20 protein-coding genes are annotated in these 20,746 nt (G+C 64.6%); 18 read left to right on the top strand and 2 right to left on the bottom strand.

The window, feature by feature from the left end; all coding sequences use genetic code 11:
• Nucleotides 1-49 precede the first annotated feature (49 nt).
• Genes ehuB through BAU07_RS12875 form a run of 5 tightly spaced genes read left to right on the top strand, consistent with a single transcriptional unit; the run spans nt 50 to nt 4,139 of the window.
• Entirely contained in the window at nt 50-937 is an 888-nt protein-coding gene (gene ehuB, locus BAU07_RS12895) for an ectoine/hydroxyectoine ABC transporter substrate-binding protein EhuB (RefSeq protein WP_066658238.1), read from the top strand.
• Between the two features lie 4 nt (nt 938-941).
• The gene (locus BAU07_RS12890; RefSeq protein WP_066658235.1) at nt 942-1,601 is read left to right on the top strand and encodes an amino acid ABC transporter permease; all 660 of its coding nucleotides are present in this window, start codon (nt 942-944) and stop codon (nt 1,599-1,601) included.
• Nucleotides 1,591-2,250 (top strand): amino acid ABC transporter permease, encoded by a 660-nt coding sequence (locus BAU07_RS12885; RefSeq protein ID WP_066658232.1) that lies wholly within the window; start codon nt 1,591-1,593, stop codon nt 2,248-2,250. Before BAU07_RS12890 ends, BAU07_RS12885 begins: the two co-directional genes overlap by 11 nt.
• Before the next feature lie 14 nt (nt 2,251-2,264).
• Complete coding sequence (locus BAU07_RS12880) at nt 2,265-3,044, top strand: amino acid ABC transporter ATP-binding protein (protein ID WP_066658230.1); 780 nt, start codon at nt 2,265-2,267, stop codon at nt 3,042-3,044.
• Nucleotides 3,045-3,074: 30 nt separating this feature from the next.
• Complete coding sequence (locus BAU07_RS12875) at nt 3,075-4,139, top strand: succinylglutamate desuccinylase/aspartoacylase family protein (RefSeq protein ID WP_232338118.1); 1,065 nt, start codon at nt 3,075-3,077, stop codon at nt 4,137-4,139.
• A gap of 38 nt (nt 4,140-4,177) precedes the next feature.
• Here the strand turns inward: BAU07_RS12875 and BAU07_RS12870 are convergent, their stop codons facing one another.
• Nucleotides 4,178-4,924, bottom strand: coding sequence for a glucose 1-dehydrogenase (locus BAU07_RS12870; protein ID WP_066658228.1), 747 nt, complete (start codon nt 4,922-4,924; stop codon nt 4,178-4,180).
• 278 nt (nt 4,925-5,202) lie between these two features.
• On the opposite strand from BAU07_RS12870, the gene BAU07_RS12865 reads away from it, so the two are divergent.
• The 9 genes from BAU07_RS12865 to BAU07_RS12825 all read left to right on the top strand — a co-directional run bounded on the left by BAU07_RS12865 (nt 5,203) and on the right by BAU07_RS12825 (nt 15,392).
• Complete coding sequence (locus tag BAU07_RS12865) at nt 5,203-6,138, top strand: helix-turn-helix domain-containing protein (RefSeq protein WP_269465832.1); 936 nt, start codon at nt 5,203-5,205, stop codon at nt 6,136-6,138.
• A gap of 308 nt (nt 6,139-6,446) precedes the next feature.
• Nucleotides 6,447-7,466, top strand: a complete 1,020-nt coding sequence (locus BAU07_RS12860; RefSeq protein ID WP_084025689.1) for a Bug family tripartite tricarboxylate transporter substrate binding protein — start codon at nt 6,447-6,449, stop codon at nt 7,464-7,466.
• Between the two features lie 123 nt (nt 7,467-7,589).
• Nucleotides 7,590-9,275 (top strand): thiamine pyrophosphate-binding protein, encoded by a 1,686-nt coding sequence (locus BAU07_RS12855; RefSeq protein ID WP_066658226.1) that lies wholly within the window; start codon nt 7,590-7,592, stop codon nt 9,273-9,275.
• A gap of 59 nt (nt 9,276-9,334) precedes the next feature.
• A complete protein-coding gene (locus tag BAU07_RS12850) occupies nt 9,335-10,327 on the top strand; it encodes a TRAP transporter substrate-binding protein (RefSeq protein WP_066658223.1) in 993 nt (330 codons plus the stop codon).
• A 59-nt stretch (nt 10,328-10,386) separates the two neighbouring features.
• A complete protein-coding gene (locus tag BAU07_RS12845; RefSeq protein WP_066658220.1) occupies nt 10,387-11,667 on the top strand; it encodes a TRAP transporter large permease in 1,281 nt (426 codons plus the stop codon).
• Nucleotides 11,664-12,185 carry a TRAP transporter small permease gene (locus BAU07_RS12840; RefSeq protein ID WP_066658217.1) on the top strand — a complete coding sequence of 174 codons (522 nt, stop codon included), beginning with the start codon at nt 11,664-11,666 and terminating at the stop codon, nt 12,183-12,185. The genes BAU07_RS12845 and BAU07_RS12840 overlap by 4 nt, the downstream gene beginning before the upstream one ends.
• Nucleotides 12,186-12,292: 107 nt before the next feature.
• Nucleotides 12,293-12,616, top strand: coding sequence for an NIPSNAP family protein (locus tag BAU07_RS12835; RefSeq protein WP_066658214.1), 324 nt, complete (start codon nt 12,293-12,295; stop codon nt 12,614-12,616).
• A 145-nt stretch (nt 12,617-12,761) separates the two neighbouring features.
• The gene (locus BAU07_RS12830) at nt 12,762-13,571 is read left to right on the top strand and encodes an SDR family NAD(P)-dependent oxidoreductase (protein WP_066658211.1); all 810 of its coding nucleotides are present in this window, start codon (nt 12,762-12,764) and stop codon (nt 13,569-13,571) included.
• Between the two features lie 330 nt (nt 13,572-13,901).
• Nucleotides 13,902-15,392, top strand: a complete 1,491-nt coding sequence (locus BAU07_RS12825) for a DUF1254 domain-containing protein (RefSeq protein ID WP_084025685.1) — start codon at nt 13,902-13,904, stop codon at nt 15,390-15,392.
• A 171-nt stretch (nt 15,393-15,563) separates the two neighbouring features.
• On the opposite strand, the gene BAU07_RS12820 is transcribed toward BAU07_RS12825, so the two are convergent.
• Nucleotides 15,564-16,478, bottom strand: coding sequence for a LysR family transcriptional regulator (locus BAU07_RS12820; RefSeq protein ID WP_232338117.1), 915 nt, complete (start codon nt 16,476-16,478; stop codon nt 15,564-15,566).
• Between the two features lie 141 nt (nt 16,479-16,619).
• On the opposite strand from BAU07_RS12820, the gene BAU07_RS12815 reads away from it, so the two are divergent.
• From BAU07_RS12815 to BAU07_RS12800, 4 genes are all read left to right on the top strand, one after another.
• Entirely contained in the window at nt 16,620-17,558 is a 939-nt protein-coding gene (locus tag BAU07_RS12815) for a dihydrodipicolinate synthase family protein (RefSeq protein WP_066658206.1), read from the top strand.
• A 98-nt stretch (nt 17,559-17,656) separates the two neighbouring features.
• Nucleotides 17,657-18,625 (top strand): Bug family tripartite tricarboxylate transporter substrate binding protein, encoded by a 969-nt coding sequence (locus tag BAU07_RS12810; RefSeq protein WP_066658205.1) that lies wholly within the window; start codon nt 17,657-17,659, stop codon nt 18,623-18,625.
• A complete protein-coding gene (locus tag BAU07_RS12805) occupies nt 18,615-19,319 on the top strand; it encodes an SDR family NAD(P)-dependent oxidoreductase (RefSeq protein ID WP_066658204.1) in 705 nt (234 codons plus the stop codon). The genes BAU07_RS12810 and BAU07_RS12805 overlap by 11 nt, the downstream gene beginning before the upstream one ends.
• A gap of 268 nt (nt 19,320-19,587) precedes the next feature.
• Nucleotides 19,588-20,655: a TauD/TfdA family dioxygenase gene (locus tag BAU07_RS12800; RefSeq protein WP_066658203.1), complete on the top strand. Its 1,068-nt coding sequence runs from the start codon at nt 19,588-19,590 to the stop codon at nt 20,653-20,655.
• Nucleotides 20,656-20,746 lie beyond the last annotated feature (91 nt).

Here is a 20,746-nt window from a genome sequence, read left to right as displayed (position 1 = left end):
GGCGGCATCGGCTTTATTTCACCAGCAACAACATCACAAGGGAAAAATCATGACGCAACGGATGGGCAAGACATGGTTGGGCCGACTGTTCGCCCTTGGCGCGCTTGCATGCTCGGTCGCGGCGGCGCCCGCGGCGGGCGCGGCGTCCACCAAGGACACGATCCTGCAAAGCGGAACGGTGACGATAGGCATACACAACCGCGCGCCGTGGGGATTCCGCGATGCGGACGGCCAGGCCACGGGATTCCACGCCGACCTGGTGCGCGCCGCGTTTGCGCCACTGGGCGTCAAGAACATCAATTTCATCATCACGGAATTCGGCGCCCTGATCCCCGGCCTGACGGCACGTCGCTTCGATATGGTGGCGTCCGGACTGGCCATCACGCCGCCGCGTTGCAAGGTCGTACTGTTCAGCGAGCCGGACCTGGCGGTCGGCGACGGCTTGATCGTCGCCAAGGGAAATCCGCTGAAGCTGCACAGCTACGCGGACATCGCGGCGAATCCCAAGGTGCGTTTGGCCGGCGGACGCGGCACGCTGAACTCGAAGAACGCGCAGGATGCCGGGGTGCCGGCCAGCCAGATGGTATTCCTGGATAGTCCCCAGTCGCAGCTGTCGGCGCTCATCGCCGGACGCGCGGATGCGGTGACGCTGTCCGCGCCCAGCGTGGTGTCGCTGCTGCAGGATCCTAACGTACAGGGCGTCGAACGGGCGCGTCCCTTCCAGGGCCTGGTGCGCAATGGCGTGCCGGCGGCGATGTACACCGCGATCGGTTTTCGCCAGGAAGACGCCGATCTGCGCGACCTGTACAACGCACAGCTCGCGAAGCTGAAGGCCGACGGCACGGTCGACAAACTGATGGCCAGGTATGGCTTCACGCCCGACGACGCGCCGCCCTCGGCGGTGACCACGGCGCGGGTCTGCGCCGGCGAATACTAAGGCAATGGACTTTCCCGGTATCCTGGCCGGCATTCTGCAGGGATTCCGCGTGACCGCGCTGGTCACGTTGTACGGAATGCTGTGGGCCGTCCCCTTCGCATTGTGCTTTGGCGTGCTGCAGTACCTCACGCGCGGCGTGACCCGCGCGGCCGTCACGGCGGTGATCGAGTTTTGGCGCAGTTCGCCGGTGCTGATTCTGCTGTTCATGTTGTACTACACGCTGCCCAGCTTCGGTATTTCGCTGTCGGGCATGACGGTCGGCGCCATGGCCCTGGGCTTGAATATCGGCGGATATGGCAGCCAGGCCGTGCGGGCCGCGCTGCAGGCGCTGGACCGCGGCCAGGTCGAAGCCGGCCTGGCGCTCGGCCTGCGCCGTGTGGACGTACTGGCGGCCATCGAGTTGCCGCAGGCGCTGGTGGCGATGCTGCCCACCTTCGTCAACCAGTTCATCCAGTTGGTAAAGGGCACCGCCGTGGTGTCCTTGATCACGCTGACGGACATGACGTTCCGCGCCAAGGAGATCGCCGAGCTGACCTATAACCCCGTCGGTATCTACACGGCCCTCCTGGTGGCGTATCTGATGGTGTGCTATCCGGCGACCCTGCTGGGCCGCTGGCTGGAGAAGCGGGTAGGTATCGCGAGTAGGGGGGCCCGTGAAATTTGATGCCGATTTCGCGCTGTCGGTGGCGCCCGTCATCCTCTCCGGCCTGGGAGCCACGCTATGGGCCGCGGTCATCGCCAGCATCGGCGCGGCCGCGCTGGGCTTCGTGCTGGAGATGCTGCGCCGATCCAATCGCGTGCTGGGCTACGCGATGCGCTTCCTGATCGACGTCATACGTTCCACGCCGGTGCTGGTGCAGCTGTATTTCATCTACTTCGTGCTGCCCGTGACCGGGCTGACGCTGCCGGCGATGACGTCCGGCATCATCGGCCTGTCGATCTACTACAGCGGCTATCTGGCGGAAGTATTCAAGGGCGGCATCGAGAGCATCGACACGGGCCAGTTCGAGGCCGGCAAGGCACTTGGCCTGACCCGCTTCGATGTGATGGCGTTCGTCATCGCGCCGCAGATGCTGCGCAACGTCGCGGCGCCCATGGGTAACTACTTTATTTCCGCGCTGAAGGCCACCCCTTACCTGGCGGTTATTTCGGTCCCGGAAATGCTGGGGCTGGCGCTGGAGGTCGGCTCGAACTCCTTCCGCTATGCCGAACCCGTGGTGGTCGTGGGGGTGATCTTCCTGATACTGGCCGTGGCCATCGGGCAGCTCGTGCGCGTATTGGAAGTCAGGCTGCTGGCTTCCTCCAAACGATAGGATCCAGGACGTCCATGCATAAACAACGGGACCAGGGGGCCAAGGCGCCGCATGCCGGCGGCGGCGCGCTTGCCGTCGAGATCGATGGCCTGAACAAGTGGTACGGCGATTTCCAGGTGCTGCACGACATCCGACTGACCGTGCGCGCGGGTGAAAACATCGTGATCTGCGGGCCGTCGGGCTCCGGCAAGTCCACGCTGATACGCTGCATCAACCAGCTGGAATCGCACCAGTCCGGCCGCATCGTCGTCAATGGGCATACGCTGGGCGCAGACGGGCCGAAGCTGCACGAGCTGCGGCGCGACATCGGCATGGTGTTCCAGCACTTCAATCTGTTCCCGCATATGACGGTGTTGCGCAACTGCACGCTGGCGTTGACGCGGGCGCGTGGCATGGGCCGGCGCGAGGCCGAGGAGATGGCGCGACATTACCTGGCGCGCGTGCGCATCCCGGAGCAGCAGGATAAATACCCCGGGCAACTATCGGGCGGACAGCAGCAACGCGTGGCCATCGCCCGCGCGCTGTGCATGAACCCCAAAGTCATGCTGTTCGACGAACCGACCTCGGCCCTGGATCCCGAGATGATCAAGGAAGTACTGGACGTCATGGCGGATCTGGCGGGCGAAGGCATGACCATGTTGTGCGTCACGCACGAGATGGGTTTCGCGCGCAGCGCGGCGGACCGGATCATCTTCATGGACCAGGGTCGCATCGTCGAGGAATCGACGCCCGACGTCTTCTTCACCCAGCCTCGCCATGAACGCGCGCGGCAGTTCCTGGGCCAGCTGCTTTGATCGGCGCGCGCGCCGGAAAGGGATAACCGCATGACGCATTCCACGAATTCCGTCCAGCCTGCCCATGTCGCGCCGGCCGCCGCGCCTGCGGCAGGCGGCGCCATGACCAGCCGCGTCTGGACCGGCCTGGACTACGAGCGCGACGGCAAGCAGGTCGACGCACTCTACATTCCCCATTCCACGGATTTCTCGGCGTACGGAACCGTGGCCATTCCCATCGTCTGCATCCGCAACGGCGACGGGCCGACGGCCTTGTTGACAGCGGGCAATCATGGCGACGAATACGAAGGCCAGATCGCGCTGTTGCGGCTGGCGCGCGCCCTGCAGACGGAGGACATCCAGGGCCGCGTCATCCTGATCCCCGCGCTGAACTTTCCGGCGGTCCGGGCGGGCCGCCGTGCCTCGCCGCTGGATGAGGGCAACCTGAACCGCTTGTTTCCGGGCGACGCCAACGGCGGCCCCACCGCGATGCTGGCGCACTACATCAGCACGGTGCTGTTCGGCCTGAGCGATCTGGTAATCGATCTGCATTCGGGCGGACGGTCGCTCGATTACGCGCATTGCGCCCTGGCCCAGCATGGCCGCGACGAAGCGCAGCGCGAGGCGGTCGATACGCTGCTGCGCGTGTTCGGCGCACCGCACAGCATCCTGACTTCAGGGCAGGGAGGCGGCGGCGCCACCACGCTGTATGCGGCCGCCGCCCAGCGCGGCTTGCCCGCCCTGACCACCGAACTGGGCAAGGGCGCCACGCTGGACCCCGCCGGCCTGCACACCGCGGAGCAGGGGGTGCGACGGGTACTGCGGCATTACGGTATCGCGCCGCGACTCGACGCCGAAGCCGCGCCGGCCACACGGCTGCTGCGCTCCCTGGGCCCGCGCGCCGGCATTTATGCGCCGTGCGACGGCCTGTTCGAGCCGCATGTCGAAGCGGGGCGGGAAGTGAAGACCGGACAACTGGCGGGATACCTGCACAGTTACGAAGACCCGTTGCGCGATGCGCACCCGCTGTATTTCAGCGCCGACGGGGTGGTGTCCTGCCGGCGCTTTCCCACGCTGACGCGGCGCGGGGACTGCCTGTATCACCTGGCGGCGTAGGGCTGGCCCAGGGTAGGTCGGCGCACGCCGCCCATGTCTCAGCGCCGGCCTCCGCTGGCGTAGAGGATCTCGCCAGTCAACCATCCCGCATCGTCCGACGCCAGGAAGGCGGCGATCGTGGCGATGTCCCTGGGCTGCCCGATTCGGCCTAGCGGAGTCTCGGCGACTGCCGCGGATTCAAAGTCCGAGCCCGACATGCCGGCGCTCTGTATTCCTTCGGTGAGCACCATGCCCGGAGAGAGCGCGTTCACGCGGATTTTGCGCGGGCCCAGCTCGCGCGCCAGCACAGCCGTGATGGCGTCCACCGCGCCCTTGGTGCCGCTATAGACGGCGGTGTCGGGCGATGGGCTGCGGGTGACTACGGAGCCGATGTTGATCACGCTGGCGCCTTCGCCAAGATGAGGGGACGCCGCCTGGGTCATGAGCAGCACGCCCAGCACATTGATGTCGAACTGCTTGCGGTAGTGCTCTTCGGTTATTTCACCGAGGGGGGCGAACTCGTAGACGCCGGAATTGTTAACGAGAATATCCAGCCGGCCGAATTCCGCGAGGGCGGCATCGACAATGGCCCGGGCGTCGGCGGCCTTGGAGACGTCGCCGCCCACCGCGATGGCCCTGCCCTTGGCGTCGGCGATCTCCTGCACGACGGCTTGCGCGCCAGCCTTGCTGGACGCGTAATTGACAACGACGGAGGCGCCATCGGCCGCCAACGCCTTCGCGATGGCCGCGCCTATGCCCTTGGACGCGCCCGTTACGACCGCGACCTTTCCTGCGAGCTTGCTCATGATCGGTTTCCTATTAAAGGATGAAGGGGGACGCGGTAGCAAAGCGGCAGGACGCCGCGTCTCGTCCGGATCACCACGATAAGCGAGCCGCGCGGGCAGATAAACGCCGGCAGATGGGAATGAGCGGACGGAATTTCGGAACAGTACCGGCGGCGCTGTTGGCAGCATCCGCCGCGGGTCCCTCGCGCACCCCTGCGGCCGCTTCCCATTGACCGAGGCCCGCGGCGCATCGGGTACGGTCCACAATGGTAAAGTTTTTGCCCGGCATCCCACCCACCATGAACCGAGCCTATCCCGACATGACTACGGCGCTCGTTGCCGAGAACGACCACAGCTCCGCCCCGGCTGATTTTCCAACGTTCGAATCCACGGACTTTGCGGGCGAGGGGTCGTTTTACTTCGACCTGGTCAGATTGCAGAATCGGCCGGAAATCCCGCGTGCGTTTCCGCACCGGCATGCCTACTATCACATCCTGTGGATGACGCGTGCGCAAGGCACGCATATGCTGGACTTCCAGAACCTGGATGTGCGTGACCGCTCCGTATTCTTTTTGACGCCGGGCCAGCTGCATGCCTGGAGTTCATCGGTCGCGCCCCAGGGCTATGTCATGAACATCAGCACGGCGTTCTTCACGCACATGTTCCCCCGTGCCGATGATATTGCGAAGTTCCCCTTTTTCCATCCTACGCGGGGCAATCCCGTTCTATATCTGAGCACCGGGCAGCACGACGGCATGCTGCCGCTGTTGCGGGCGATGGAAAAGGAAATGCAGGAGCGCAGGCTAGGGCGCTACGACGTTGTGCGGTCCTATCTGCTGATCCTGCTGACGCAACTGCGCCGACTCTACCCGGTGGACGAACGTACCCTGGCTGCGGGTCCGAGTTACTCCCTGGTGAAGCGCTTCACCCTCCTGGTGGAAGAGCGCTACCTGTCTTTCGGCAGTATCCGCGACTATGCGGATGCATTGCATGTAAGCGAGCGGCAACTCAATGAAGCGGTAAAGCGGACCATGGGGCGCACGGCCGGCCAGCTCATCCAGGACCGCGTGGTGCTGGAAGCCAAGCGGCTGCTTAGCAACACCCAGTCGGGGGTGGCCGAGATCGCGTTCCAGCTCAATTTCGAAGACCCCGCCTATTTCACCCGTTTCTTCAAAAAGCATACGGCGCTGACTCCCGGCGAGTTCCGCAGGAACTGCCTGAATCTGCTGGACTGAAGCGCGTGGCGGGGTAGCCCTGCAAGGGGCCGCCGCGTTCGGCAGCCAAGGGAGCGGGCGCCGGGTGCCGGCGAAGAGGCGCGCCGGGCCGCGGCACTGGTGCGGCACAGAGGGTGCGGCAAACAGCGGGGAGGCAACGGACGCTAGCCGCGAAAAAATCCAATTCAAGCACCGATCTGTCCTAACGGTTGCCGGCGCACTCCACATACAGTGTGGTTTCAGGGGATGGCGGCAAGACCCGCGTCAGCCGCCATCCGCGAATACTGATAACACGGTCGCCAAGAAGCGGCCGGATACCGGAGACCGGGATGAAGATCATCCTTGCACGCCTGCTGTCCCCCCGTTCGCGGTCCCGCGCGCTATCCCTGTGCATGCCGCTGGTAATGGCTCTCGCCAGCACCATGGCGATGTGCGGCACGGCTGCCGCCGCGGCCTTCCCCGACAGGCCCGTGCGCATCATCGTGCCTTTCGCGCCCGGCGGTGCAACCGACATCATTGCCCGTACCGTCGCCCAGGAGATGGCCGGCAAGCTGGGACAGCCGGTCATCGTCGAGAATCGCGCCGGGGCCAATGGCAACATCGGCGCCAGCGCCGCCGCGCGCGCCGAGCCGGACGGCTACACACTGCTCATGGCGACATCCAGCCATGCCATCAATGCCACCTTGTATCGGCACCTGGATTACAGCCTGACCCAGGACCTCACGGGGCTGTCCAATCTGGCCTCCGTGCCCCTGCTGCTCGTCATCAATCCGCAGGTTCCGGCCAGCACGGCGGCCGAGATGTCGGCATACATACGCGACAACGGCGGGCGCCTGGCCTATGCGTCGGGCGGTACTGGCACGGCCGCGCACCTGGCTGGCGCCCAGTTCGTATCGCTGTCCGGCGGCCGTGCGACCCACGTCCCTTACAAGGGCGGGGCGCTGGCGCTGAACGATTTGATCGGCGGCCAGGTCCAGTTCATGTTCGCCAACCTTCCGGAAGTGCTGTCGCAGGTCCAGGCCGGTCGTCTCAAGCCCATCGCCGTCACCGGCCAGCAACGGCATCCCGCTTTGCCGGACGTGCCCGCCTTTTCGGAAACGCCGTTCGCCGAGTTGACGGCGCGCTCATGGTTCGGGCTATTTGTACGCACCGGTACGCCGCCGGAACGCGTGGAAATCCTCTCCCGGGCGATTGCCGACAGCGTGGCCGCTCCGGCGGTGCAAGCCAAGCTCAAGGAGCTCGGCGCCCATCCCGTAGGCAGCGGCCATGTCGAGTTCCAGCAATACGTTGTCCAGGAAGTCGAGCGCTGGCGCGCACTGGTTCAAGCCTCCGGCGCATCGGTCGATTGAGCTTCGACCGAGCCACGTGCGCGCTTCTGGCGTGACGCAAGGCGTGCCTTGCCGGCTCCCCGGCGATGGCCCGCACGACATGTCCTGGCGCCCCGGGTCCACAACAAATACGGCGTTCGCCAAATGAACGATCATTCCAATCTCCGCACGGGCGGACAATTGATAGTCGACGCGTTGCTGGCGCAGGGTACGGACACCGTATTCTGCGTACCCGGCGAAAGCTATCTCGATGTGCTCGACGCCCTTTATGCGCAGCAAAGCGCCATACGCGTAGTGGCCTGCCGCCACGAAGGCGCCGCGGCCTTTATGGCCGAGGCCCATGGCAAGCTCACGGGAAGGCCAGGGGTTTGCATGGTGACGCGCGGGCCCGGCGCCACCAATGCCAGCATCGGCGTGCATACGGCCTTTCAGGATTCCACGCCCATGATCCTGCTGGTGGGACAGGTCGGCCGCGACATGATGGAACGCGAGGCCTTCCAGGAAATCGACTACAGGCGCATGTTCGGCCCCTTCGTGAAATGGGTCGCCCAGATAGACGAGGCGGCACGCGTGCCTGAACTGATGGCGCGCGCCTTCGCGGTGGCGCAGTCAGGCCGCCCGGGACCGGTGGTGCTGGCGCTGCCCGAGGACATGCTCACGGAATCGGCTTTCGCCATCCAGACCCGCGTAGTCGAGGTCGCCGAGGCCCATCCCGCGCCCGAGGCGATGCACCGTCTGCAGGCATGCCTGGCCAACGCGCAGCGGCCCTTGATGTTATTGGGCGGCACGGGCTGGCGGCGCGAGGGTCGAGAGGCCATCACGCGCTTTGCCGAGCAGAACGGCTTGCCCGTGGCCTGCGCGTTTCGCCGCCAGGATCTCTTTGACAACCGGCATCCCAACTACGTCGGCGAGGTCGGCATAGGCGTCAATCCGACGCTTGCCAAGGCCATCGGGCAGGCAGACCTGTTGCTCGCCGTTGGCACGCGCCTGGGTGAAATCGTCACCAGCGGCTATACCTTGCTGGACGTCCCCGTGCCGCGCCAGCGCCTGGTGCACGTGCTGGCGTCACCGGAAGAGCTGGGCCGGGTGTACCAGGCCGAAGTCCAGGCCCTGAGCCACATGAATGCCTTCGCCCTTGCGGCGGCGGCGCTGGCCCCGGCGGACCATGCGCCACGACAGGCGTGGCGCCAAACGCTGCGCGGCGACTACGAACGCTATGTGACGCCAGCGCCTCGCAAGGCGCTCCTGGATCCGGCCGACGTAATCGTCACCTTGCGCGAAACGCTGGCTCGGGATGCCATCCTGACCAACGGCGCCGGCAACTACAGCGCCTGGGCGCATCGCTACTTCCAGTTCTCGCATGCGCATTGCCAGCTTGCGCCTACCAGCGGCGCCATGGGCTACGGCGTCCCGGCCGCCATCGCCGCAAAGCTGCGCCATCCGGAGCGCCAGGTCGTCTGCCTGGCGGGCGATGGCTGCTTCCTCATGACTTCGCAGGAACTGGCGACCGTGCGGCGTCATGGCCTGGCCATTGTTTTCATCGTGTTCAACAACGGCATGTACGGCACCATCCGCATGCACCAGGAAAGCAATTATCCGGGCCGGCCCATCGGTACCGACCTCTGCAATCCCGATTTCGTAATGTATGCGGAGTCCTTCGGGCTGCAGGCCGAACGGGTCTGCCGTAGCGCGGATTTCGCGCCGGCATTGCAGCGGGCGCTGGCTGCCCCCGGCGCGGCGCTCATCGAGCTGCAAATCGACCCGGAGATATTGACGCCGCGCAGCACCTTATCCGAACTGCGCCAACGGGCCATGCGATCCGTGGCGTAGGAGCGATACGCCGCAGGCCATGCCGAACGGCAATTCACCACAAGAGGAAGGAGACAACCATGAATCCGATAACGTACCGTCCGCTGGCGCGCCTGGCGCTGCTGGCCGCACTTGCCTTGGGGGGCCTTACGGGAGTCCAGGCGGCCACCACACTGAAATTGGCCCATTTCGCCGCGGAGTCGCACCCCGCCCAGACGGCAGGGCTGCAGTTCAAGAAGAACGTCGAGGCCCGCACCGGCGGTGAAGTGCTGATCGAGCTGTATCCCGCCAACCAGCTGGGCTCGCCTCCGGACCAGCTCGAGCAGACCGTGCTGGGCGTGATCGACATGAACCTGCCGACCCAGGGGGCCCTGGACAAATACGAGAAGGCCTTCGCGACGGTCATGACCCCTTACGCGTTTTCCAGCTACGACGAAGCGCACCAGGTATTGGACGGCCCTTTTTACGATTGGGTCGCGCCTCGCCTGGAAAAGAAGGGGCTGGTGCTGCTTTCCACGTGGGAATACGGCTTTCGCAATGTGACCAATTCCAAGCGTCCGATCAATACCCCCGCGGATATGAAGGGGCTGAAGCTGCGCACGCCGCCGGAACTGCAGATCATCGCGGCGCTCGAAGCAGCCGGCGCCACGACGGCGCAAATCGCCTTTCCCGAGCTGATCGCGGCCCTGAACCAGGGCGTCGTCGATGGTCAGGAGAATCCCATTGGAGTCATGTATCACTTCAAGATCTATGAGGTGCAGAAGAACCTGGCGCTGACACAGCACGTATATAACAGCATGACGCACGTGATCAGCCTGGCCAGTTGGAAGAAGCTGACACCAAGGCAGCAGGCCATCGTGCGCGAGGAAAGCCGCTCGGCCGGCCTGTTGATGCGCAAGCTCGTAGCCGCGCAAGAGGCCGAGGAAGTCGGCAAGATGGAGGCGGCCGGCGTGAAGGTGACTCGCCCCGACATCGCGCAATTCCGTGCGCTCATGCAGCCTGCCTATGACCGGGTGGCGCAGTACGCCGGCAAGGAAAACATGAAGACCTTCCTGGACATGCTGCCGAAATAACCGCGGGGGCGGTCGGCGCTTGGGCGCCGGCCGCCGCGCGGCAATACGGAGAAATTGCTATGCAAGCGGTTCTAGTCGTGGGAGGGTTGGTCGCCCTTATCCTGTTCGGCGTGCCCATCGCCGTGGCACTCGGCATAACGGCCATCCTCGGCTATCTGATAGCCGGCGAAACGCAGGCCCTGACCATGATGGCCCAGCGCATGTTCTCGGCCTCGTCGGGCTTTACGCTGCTTGCCATTCCCTTCTTCATCCTGGCGGGCTCGCTGATGAATACCGGCGGCATCACCGACCGGATTTTCCGTTTCGCGCATGCCCTGGTCGGTCATTTCACGGGAGGACTGGCCCAGGTCAACGTCGTGGGCAGCCTGATTTTCTCCGGCATGTCCGGTACCGCCGTCGCGGATGCCGCGGGCATGGGCCAGGTCGAAATCAAGGCCATGAACGACGCCGGGTTCGAACCCAGGTTCTCCGCGGCGGTGACGGCGGCTTCGGCCACCATCGGGCCGGTCTTTCCACCCAGCGTCCCCATGGTGATCTTCGGTGGACTGACCGGTGTGTCGGTAGTGCAGCTTTTCATCGCCGGCATCGTGCCCGGGTTGCTCCTCACCGGTGCGCTGATGGCCGCCATCTGGGTGATTTCGCGGCGCCGGCGCTATCCCGTGGAACGCCGTGCCAGCCTGCGGGAATTGCGCGAGTCGTTCGCGGGAGCGCTGCTTCCCATGCTGGCGCCGGTCATCATCATCGGCGGCCTGGTCAGCGGCTTGTTCACGCCTACCGAGGGCGGCGTCGTCGCGGTGTTGTATTGCCTGGCGCTGGGCATGTTCGTCTACAAGGAAGTACGGCTGTCCGACTTGCCCGGAATACTGTGGACGACGCTGCAGCACACGATACGCGTGTTGTTCATCATTGCGTCGGCTGGCTTCCTGACCTGGTTCCTGGTCCACAAGCGCATCCCCGACGCCATGATCCAGGCCATCATGTCGGTGTCGACGGTGCCCTGGCAGGTCATCGCGCTGATCATTCTCGTCCTGATCGTCGTGGGCCTGTTCCTGGAAGGGGTGGCAGTCATCATCATCACCGTCCCGATCTTCATGCCGGTTGTCACTCAGATTGGCATGGACCCCGTGCAGTTCGGAATGTTGATGGTCATGTGCTCCATGATCGGACTGCTCACGCCGCCCGTCGGCATCCTGCTGTTCGCAGTCAGCAGCGTATCTGGCGTCAAGGTGGGTGAAATAGTCCGTGAACTATGGCCGCTGTTGATCGCGATCGCGGCGATCACGTTGCTGGTCGCCTATTGGCCTGCGGTATCGCTCTGGCTTCCCGGGAGCCTCCTATGACGGACACTTTGCTTTGCCGACTGGACAGGGCGCTGGGCGCGCTGCTTCGGATCTTCACCATGGCCTGCATGGTGGGCCTGACCGTGCTGCTTGCCCTGAACATCGTCAACCGCGCGGTGGGCATGTTCGGCATGAACTGGTTCGACGAGGTCGTCACCACGGCCTTCGCATGGATGGTCTTCATAGGCGCCAGCGCGCTATGGCGCGAGCGGGACCATTTCATTATCACGCTGGTGTCCGACTGCCTGGCAGGCAGGCGACTGGAGAAGCTGCACCAACTGCTCGTTGCCCTGGCGGGCCTGCTGTTCGCCGTCGTGCTGCTGGTATACGGCTACCGCTTCGTCTCGCTTACCTCGGCGACCACGCCCGTGCTGGAGCTGCCGCAGTCCTGGGCTTATGCCTGCCTGCCCATCGCCGGCCTGCTGATGACCCTGTATGCGACGCGAGATGTCTGGTCGGTATTGCGTTCGATGTGCGTCCGCGAGCCGCACGGCGCCCCCGAAACCCTGGTGCGGTGAGCCAGCCATCGTGCTGGCTGGCACGCGCGACGGTGCCGTGTGCCAGCCGTTGCGTGCCGTCTTCCGCGCGAATGAATCTTTCTTCAACCCCCAGATAGGAGAGCTGCATGCTCTACGATGTCAGGACCTATACCTGCCACGCCGGCAAGATCAAGAAACATCTGGCGCTTTACGCCGAACACGGGTACGACGTACAACGCCGTCACCTGGGTGAGCCATTGGCCTACATGCAAACCGAAAGCGGCGACGTCAACAGCTATGTCCACATCTGGGTCTTCGACGACGCCGCCGACCGCGCGCGCAAGCGCGCGGCCCTGCAAGCCGATCCCGCGTGGGCGCAGTACCTGGCCCGCAGCAGCGATGCGGGCTACCTGCTGTCGCAGCGCAACCAACTCATGACTGCGGTGCCGTTCTTCAAGCCCAAGCCATGACGGCGAGCGAGTATCCGGCTCGTGAAGGCACTTGCCGCACATCGCCGCACATCGCCGCACGCGCTGCCCCGAGCGTGCCCACGCCCCGGCGGACGCGCCTCCCGGGCGTACCGTCCTTCAATCTTCAAGCACTGGAAGATCGACCATGCATAACTACCGCCAACTGTTCGACCTGAGCGGCAAAATTGCCGTCGTACTTGGCGCGGGGTCCGGCATAGGCCAGGCGTCGGCTCACGCACTGGGAGCCTTGGGCGCCCACGTGGTGTGCGCCGATCGTGACGAGCAGGCCGTGCAGGCTACCGCGGCGCAGATCGCCCAAGCCGGTTCCGCGGAATGGCACATCATCGACGGCGCCAGCGGCGAACAGATCGCCGATCTGGCGGCGCGCACCCTGAAGGCGCACGGCCGCGTCGACATTGCGGCCACCACGCCCGCCTTGAACATTCGCAAACTCATCGTCGACTACACCGAGGACGAGTTCGACCAGGTCATGAACCTGAATCTTAAAGGCGCCTTCCGCTTCCTGCGGGCCTTCGGTGCGCCCATGATGAAGCAGGGCAGGGGCAGCTTGATCCTGTGTTCCTCCATGCGGGCCGTTACGGTGGAACCTGGCCTGGGCGTCTATGCCGCCACCAAGGCCGGCATTGCGCAGATGATCAAGGGTTTCGCCGCCGAAGCCGGCGCCTATGGCGTACGCGTGAATGCCGTCATGCCCGGTGTCATCGAAACCCGCCTGACGGCGCCCCTGAAAGAGCGCCGGGAGATCTACGACACCTATGCGGCGCACACCGTCTTCAACCGCTGGGGCCAGGCCTGCGAAGTCGGGTCGGCGGTAGCGTTCCTGGCGTCGGATGCCGCAAGCTACATCACCGGCACTTCGCTGGCCGTGGATGGCGGGTGGACGGCGATAGACGGTCCGCCGACGGGGCTTACGGCGACACGGCCCTCGGAGTGAGGTGACCGGTGCGGTGCGGTGCGGATCGGCGAGCGCGGGCCCATCAAGGCCGCTGGCGCCGGGGACCCGCTATCCGCGCCGCGGAATACGGCGACGACACCTCGCTTGCCTCACCCCTTCGGCGCGATCCGGCCTCATCGTGCGTAGCGCAATAGGAAGCAGCCGCTGCTACATACAAAGTGCAATTGTGCATATGGGGACCCAGCCATATCCTCGTGGGGCCATCCGAGGCTTGCTTCCATCACTGAATCGGCGGGCACGCGGTCCGCGACGCGGGCGGCTTGAAGGCAGCGGCGAACCGGCGTTCATCTTCAGCGAGTGGAGGACCCAATGCAAACGTCACGCATGGATCAGAACCGGAGTCCGATACGCAGGTGGGGACCGATAGCGCTTCTCACGATAACCCTATCGGCGCTGCCCATTTTCGCGCGCGCGGACGAGGCGATCAGCGAGGATATGGCGCGTGCGATTGCGGTAGACGCCTACGTCTATCTCTATCCGCTCATCACGATGGACGTTACCCGGAAACAGATAACGAACGTCGATGCTTCGAACACCAAGCCGGGCTTTGCGCCGATGAACACGATTTCCAATTGGCCGGCGTTTCCGCCGGCCGACATGAAGATCGTCGTGCGCCCGAATTTCGACACGCTGTATTCCAACGGGTTTCTTGATATCACCAAGGAGCCCGTCGTCGTATCGGTGCCGGACACAGGCGGACGCTACTATCTCTTCCCCATGCTGGACATGTGGACGGACGTTTTCGCCTCGCCCGGCTGGCGCACTACGGGCACCCAGGCAGGACATTTCCTTGTCGCGCTCCCGGAATGGAGGCCGGATCTCCGCGATAAGTTCGACGAGTTCGATCTTCCCGAGGGAACGGTGAGAATCGACGCTCCGACGCCTTATGTCATGGTCATCGGCCGCACGAAGACCGATGGACCTGCGGACTACGGCGCGGTCCACAACATCCAGGCGGGCTATAAGTTCACGCCGCTCTCACAGTGGGGCAAGGCTCCCCAGCCCGTGACCGCGAGGGTCGATCCAACGATCGATATGAAGACGCCGCCGAAGACCCAGGTCGACACCATGCCGGCGGACCGGTATTTCGCGTATGCGGCTGAGCTGCTCAAGGTGCACCCGCCGCATCTGACGGATCAACCCATCATTGCCCGGATGAAGCGCCTTGGCATCGAGCCGGGTAAAAGCCTGGACGTGAGCACGCTCGATCCGGCGGTGCAGAAGGCGCTCGCGGCGGCGCCTGAAGCGGGCCAGCAACTGATGCTATGGAAACTCAAGACGCTCGCCCGTGTCGTGAACGGCTGGGCCATGAATACCGATACGGTCGGAGTCTATGGCAACTATTATTTGAAGCGCGCGATCCTTGCGCAGCAGGGGCTGGGCGCAAATCTCGTCGAAGACGCGATCTATCCCCTGAACCTGGCCGACAGCGACGGCAAGCCGCTTGACGGCTCCAGCAAGTATGTCATGCGCTTCGAAAAAGGAAACATGCCTCCCGCCGATGCCTTCTGGTCGGTCACGCTATACGATGCCGACGGTTTCCAGGTGGGGAACAGCCTGGACCGCTTCGCGCTAAGTAGCTGGATGGCGTTCAAGTACAACGCGGATGGTTCGCTTGAACTGTATTTCCAGAACCAAAGCCCCGGGAAAGACAAAGAGGCAAATTGGCTTCCTGCACCCATCGGGCCATTCAACCTGACGATGCGTCTATATGCACCGGCAGCCAGCGCACTGAATGGGCAGTGGGCACCTCCGGCGGTCACAAGGGCGGATTTCATTCCACCGGTGACAGCCCAGTAAATCGTATCCGGGCGGCGAGCGGGCCCGACGTCCCGGGCCTCCTCAAGCAATTCGTCCGCTCGCCGCCGGCCCCCCCAGCACGGCACTGTGCGGGACCGCCCCAAGCGTTCAGGGGCATAAGTTCTTCACGATTTGAGCGCGATATAACCCGTGCCGGCGCATCGAACCGGATCAGCGGGGGCGTTCGCCTTGCGCCTGCGTCAGGATCCACAGATTTTCGGCCACCTGCGCCATTTCGCTGGGCTGGCGAAACAGGCAGATTTCCAGCGGGATGTCCCACTCCGCGCCGCCCGCTCGTACCAGCCTTCCTTGCGCCAGGTCATCATGCACCAGCATGTCGGGCAGCCAGGCGATGCCACGCCCCTGTACCGCCATGGAGCGCAGCAGTGTGGCGTGCGGGCCGACGAACGTTGTTTGTATTCGCGCTTCGCGCATCCCCATTTGACGTAGGTGAAGAGTCACGATGCGGCCCAGGCCGGATGCCGGCCCATATGCCAGGAAGGGGACGGAGCCCTCGCCGGACAGACGGTGAGTCGGTTCGCAGGGCGGGCCGCTCACGAGAGGAGCACTTACCGGCACCAGAACGTCCGTGCCCAGGCGCACCACAGGGTAGGCGGTTTCGTCCAGGCGGCTGGCCACTTGCGGATGCCGGTGGCACAGGAGGAACTGGACGCGACGCTGCGCCATCAGGTCCTCGCAAGCCTGGAAACTATCGGACATCATCTGGATCGCACCGACCTCCATATCCGCTTCCAGACCGGCGAGCCATCTGGGAAAAAACGTCAGCGACAGCAAATGCGTGGCCGCGAAGCGCAGGCTGGCGCCTTCCTGGGCGTGCGCGGCGATCGCCTTGATACGGGCTGCCTCCAGGTCCGCCAATACTTGTTTCAGGAGCGGCAGGAACTTGCGCCCGGCGGCCGTAAGTTCGGTGGGATGGGTGCTGCGGTCGCACAGGTCCGCTCCCACCCAATCCTCCAGTGCGCGAATGTGCCGGCTGAAAGCGGGCTGCGCGATGGCGCGGGCTTCGGCGGCGCGCGAGAAACTCCCCGTTTCGGCCAGCGCGCAGAAATCCTCCAGCCAATTCATGTCCAGAGGTCGGTTTCCAGGTCCCATGAGCAGTGTGTGCAGCGCAGCACAGATAATTCTATGCAATTCGAGTATTGGACGGCCCGAAGGCGTTGCCGCAATCATAACGGCCATTCCCGCACTAACAAGGAGACCCGCCACATGGCTTCCATCTCGAATTACCGCGGCATCATCCCGGCGATTTCCTGCCCTTTCACCCCTGATTATCGTATCGACGAGCCGGCGTTGCGCCGCCTGGCCAGCTGGCTGGCCGGCCATAAAGGCGTGGTGGCCGTCATGACCAACGGCCACACGGGCGAAGTCTTTTCGCTGACGCCGGCCGAGCGCGCACAGGTCACGCGCATCGTGGCCGATGAACTGCGCGGCAGGCTGCCGGTGATTTCGTCCATTGTCTGCGAAGGCATAGCCGAGGCCGCGGAACACGCGCGCGCCGCGCGCACCGCCGGCGCCGCCGCGTTGGATGTGATGCCCCCGCACCACTGGCTGCGCTTCGGCTTCACCTCGGGCCATGCGCTGCAATACTTCCACGCTATCCACGAGGCGGCGCCCGATCTGGATCTGGTCTGCCACGTCTACCCGGCATGGACGCGGGCTTCCTACTCGTCGAACCTGCTGGCCGATCTTGCCCGGCTGCCCTATGTGCAGGCATTCAAGGTCGGCCAGCGCGACATGAACAAATACGCGCGCGACATCCAGGCGCTGCGCGACGCCGATGCATCCAAGGCCATCCTGACCTGCCACGACGAATACCTGCTGGCGTCCATGGTCCAGGGCGTGGATGGAGCGCTGGTGGGCTTCGCCACGTTCATCCCGCAGCTCATCATCGACCTGTGGGATGCGGTCAAGGCCGGCGATCTCAAGCGCGCCCAGGCGGTGCAGTCCCTCATCACTCCGCTCAAGGACGCCGTATACGGTGGCGGGGAACCTACCGGCGAAGCCCACGCCCGCATGAAGGCCGGCATGTACCTGGCGGGGGTGCTGGAAAGCGCCGTGGTGCGTCCTCCCACCGAGGCGCCCGACGCAGCCGATATGGACGCCCTGCGCGTTGCGCTGGCCAACGCAAAATTGCCGGTCCGCTAAAGGCTGTATGTGCATCTGGCGAGGCTCGCCGGAAAGTATGGCCATGCGCCATTTCCTCCCGCGGCGCCGCCAACGAAACCAGAAAGAGGAGACATAGCATGCAGAAGAAAATCCTGTTGCATACCGTCCTTGCCCTGTGCGCCGCAGTTGGCGGCAGCGTGGCGCATGCGGGGGACGACTATCCATCACGGCAGGTCCGGTTCGTCATTCCGTTTCCTCCCGGCGGCACGCTGGACATGCTCGGTCGTGACGTGGCCCAGAAGCTTAGCGAACAGACCGGGCAGGGTTTCGTCGTGGAGAACCGCTCGGGCGGCAATGGCATTATCGGTGCCGACGTAGTGGCCAAGTCCCGGGCCGACGGGTATACGCTGCTCTTCAACGCGTCGACCTTCACCACGGCCCCCATGACCATGAAGTCCGTTCCCTTCGACGTGGACAAGAACTTCGTACCGGTGGCCATGGCGGGCAAGGCGCCGCTTTCGGTCTCGGTGAAGAAGGACCTGCCCGTGACCGACCTGGCCGGCCTGCTGGCGTACGCAAAGGAAAACCCGGGCCGCCTTACATTCGCCGTGGGATCCGTCGGCTCGGCGGGCCATCTGGCCACCGAGTTGCTCAAGCGCCAAGGCGGCCTGGACTACATGGTCATCCCTTACCGCGGCACCGCGCCTGCACTGCAGGACCTTGTGGGCGGACGCATCGACGGATTCATCGACCCCGTGCTGGGCGCCGTGTCCTATTACAAGAGCGGCATGGTCAAGATGCTTGCGGTGACTTCGGACACGCGGCTGCCCAACCTGCCCGAGGTGCCTACAGTCAGCGAAACCCTGCCGGGCTATCAGTTCTACAGCTGGTACGGCCTGTGGGCGCCGGCCGGGACGCCCGCGGCTATCGTCGGGAAGCTGAACACCGAGGTCAACAAGGCTTTGTCCTCCGGCATCAAGGAAAAATACGAACAGCTCGGGATAACGATCACACCCGGCTCGGCAGCTGAATTCGCCCGCTATCAGAAAGACGATATGGCGCGGTCACGCAAGATCGTTGAAGAAGGCCGCATCCATGTCGACTGAGTATGCAGGAGGGATGGCGGTGGTCACCGGCGCCGCCGGCGGCATTGGCCAGGCCATCGTGCAACGCCTGCTGGACGCGGGCTGGAGCGTGACTGGCCTGGACCTGGGACCGGCTCTTGAGCGGCACGCCGCCTACCGGCATATCACGGTCGATCTCTGCGACGGTCAGGCCGCCCGTGAGGCACTGCGCTCGCTGGCGAATGTCCGGGCCCTCGTACACGCTGCCGGGGTACTGCGAATAGGGACGTTGGCGCAGCTGGACCCGCTCGACGGCGAACGAATGTGGAAGCTGCACGTCGATGCCGGGGTCCGGTTGGCGCAGGTCCTTGCGCCCGACATGGCCGCGCGCGGCGGCGGCCGTGTGGTGCTGATCGGCAGCCGTGTGGCCCAGGGCATGCCGGGTCGTAGCCAGTATGCGGCATCCAAGGCAGCCCTGGCGGCGCTGGCCCGCAGCTGGGCCGCCGAACTGGCCGGGCAGGGCGTCACGGTAAACGTGGTGTCGCCGGCGGCCACGCAGACGAGCATGCTGGACGATCCTGCCCGAGCCGCCAGCGCGCCGCGCTTGCCGCCCATAGGCCGGCTGATACAGCCCGCGGAAGTCGCGGCGCTGGTGGCATACCTGCTGTCGCCCGAGGCGGCCGCGATCACCGGGCAGGACATCGCGATTTGCGGCGGGGCGTCGCTGCCGCAGTAACTGCGCATATCCGCCGCCCCGTCGCAATGGCTGTACTGCGCGACGGCCATCCGGCCGGGACATGCGGCGGCCTTCCACGCGGCGGTGTGAAGCCGGTCAGGCCGCGCCGCCGAGCATCCCCTAGGGATTTTCCCGTATGACGCGGAGTATGTATTTGCAGACCATATGGAAAAGGGTACTTTAGCGCCTGTCTATACAGCACTAGCCAGATCGGTCCCGGTTGCGATTGCCGTAGCTCGCTTTTCCGTCCGTCTGCCAGGAGAGTTTCATGTCGGAGTTGGGTTTTCTGCAAGGCGCCTGTGTGTGGAAGGGGGCCGAGATGGTCGACAATCCCCGTTGGGTCAAAACGTTCCCGGGGGTCGTACTGGAGCAGATCGACGCGGCAGTCCGCAACACCGACGGCGTGGCCTGGCGTGCGATCAATCGCCAGAACTTCCCTTTGCCCGATGCCGCTTCCTTCTTCGACGACGTGCGGGAGGAGCTGGAGAACGGCTCCGGCATGGTCAAGATGAAGGGCCTGGACGTTGGCCGGTATGACCAGGAGCAGTTGCGGCGGTTGTGGTATGGCCTGGGCGCCCATCTCGGCACGCCCATGTACCAGAACTACCGCGGCGAAGTCATGCGGGAAATCAAGGATGAAGGAATGGGTGTCGGCGCCAAGCTCTACGGCGCGACGGTCGACGAATCCGGCAAACAGTTCCTGTCCTCCGGGGCCCGGACCTTGACGCCGGGCCAATTGCGCTTCCATACCGACCGGTGCGATGTCGTGGGCCTGTTGTGCGTGCGCCAGGCGGCCGAGGGTGGGGTCAGCAAGCTGGCGAGCAGCGCCACCGTCTACAACGAGATCCTTCGGCGCCGCCCCGACCTGCACGCATTGTTGTGCAAACCTATCCCGCGCAGCCGGTTTGGCGAAGAGGCAGGCGGCGAGCATATCGTCTACGACTTGCCGATCTTCGGCGTGCGCGACGGCAAGCCTACCAGCCACTTTTCCCTGACCTACATCGAGAATGCCCAGATGGTGCCCGGCGTCCGCAAATTGACGGACGCAGAACACGAAGCGATCCGGCTTTTGCTGGCGGTGGCCGAAGAGTCGTGCTTTGAAATGCGCTTCGCGCCCGGCGACATCCAGCTCTTGAACAACCACGTTATTTATCACGGCCGCACGGCATTCAAGGATCAGGTCGAAACGGGCCAGGACCGGCTTCTGATGCGCCTCTGGCTTTCTGTGCCAAACTCCCGTGCCTTGCCGGCGGATCACGCGGTGCTGTGGGGCGACGTCGGGTCGGGCAAGCCGCACGGCGGTATCGCGCAGCCCGCCGCCGCCATGAATGCCTAGGCGGCATATACACATACACGCATACAGAGATCCGCTTCAATCGCGAACCATCCGGGCTCGCCCGGACAGGCTCTGCTTCATATTCCTCGGG

This window comes from Bordetella flabilis (assembly GCF_001676725.1).
GTDB classification, from domain to species: Bacteria; Pseudomonadota; Gammaproteobacteria; order Burkholderiales; family Burkholderiaceae_B; genus Bordetella_C; species Bordetella_C flabilis.
This window is presented reverse-complemented; position numbering and strand designations above follow the sequence as displayed.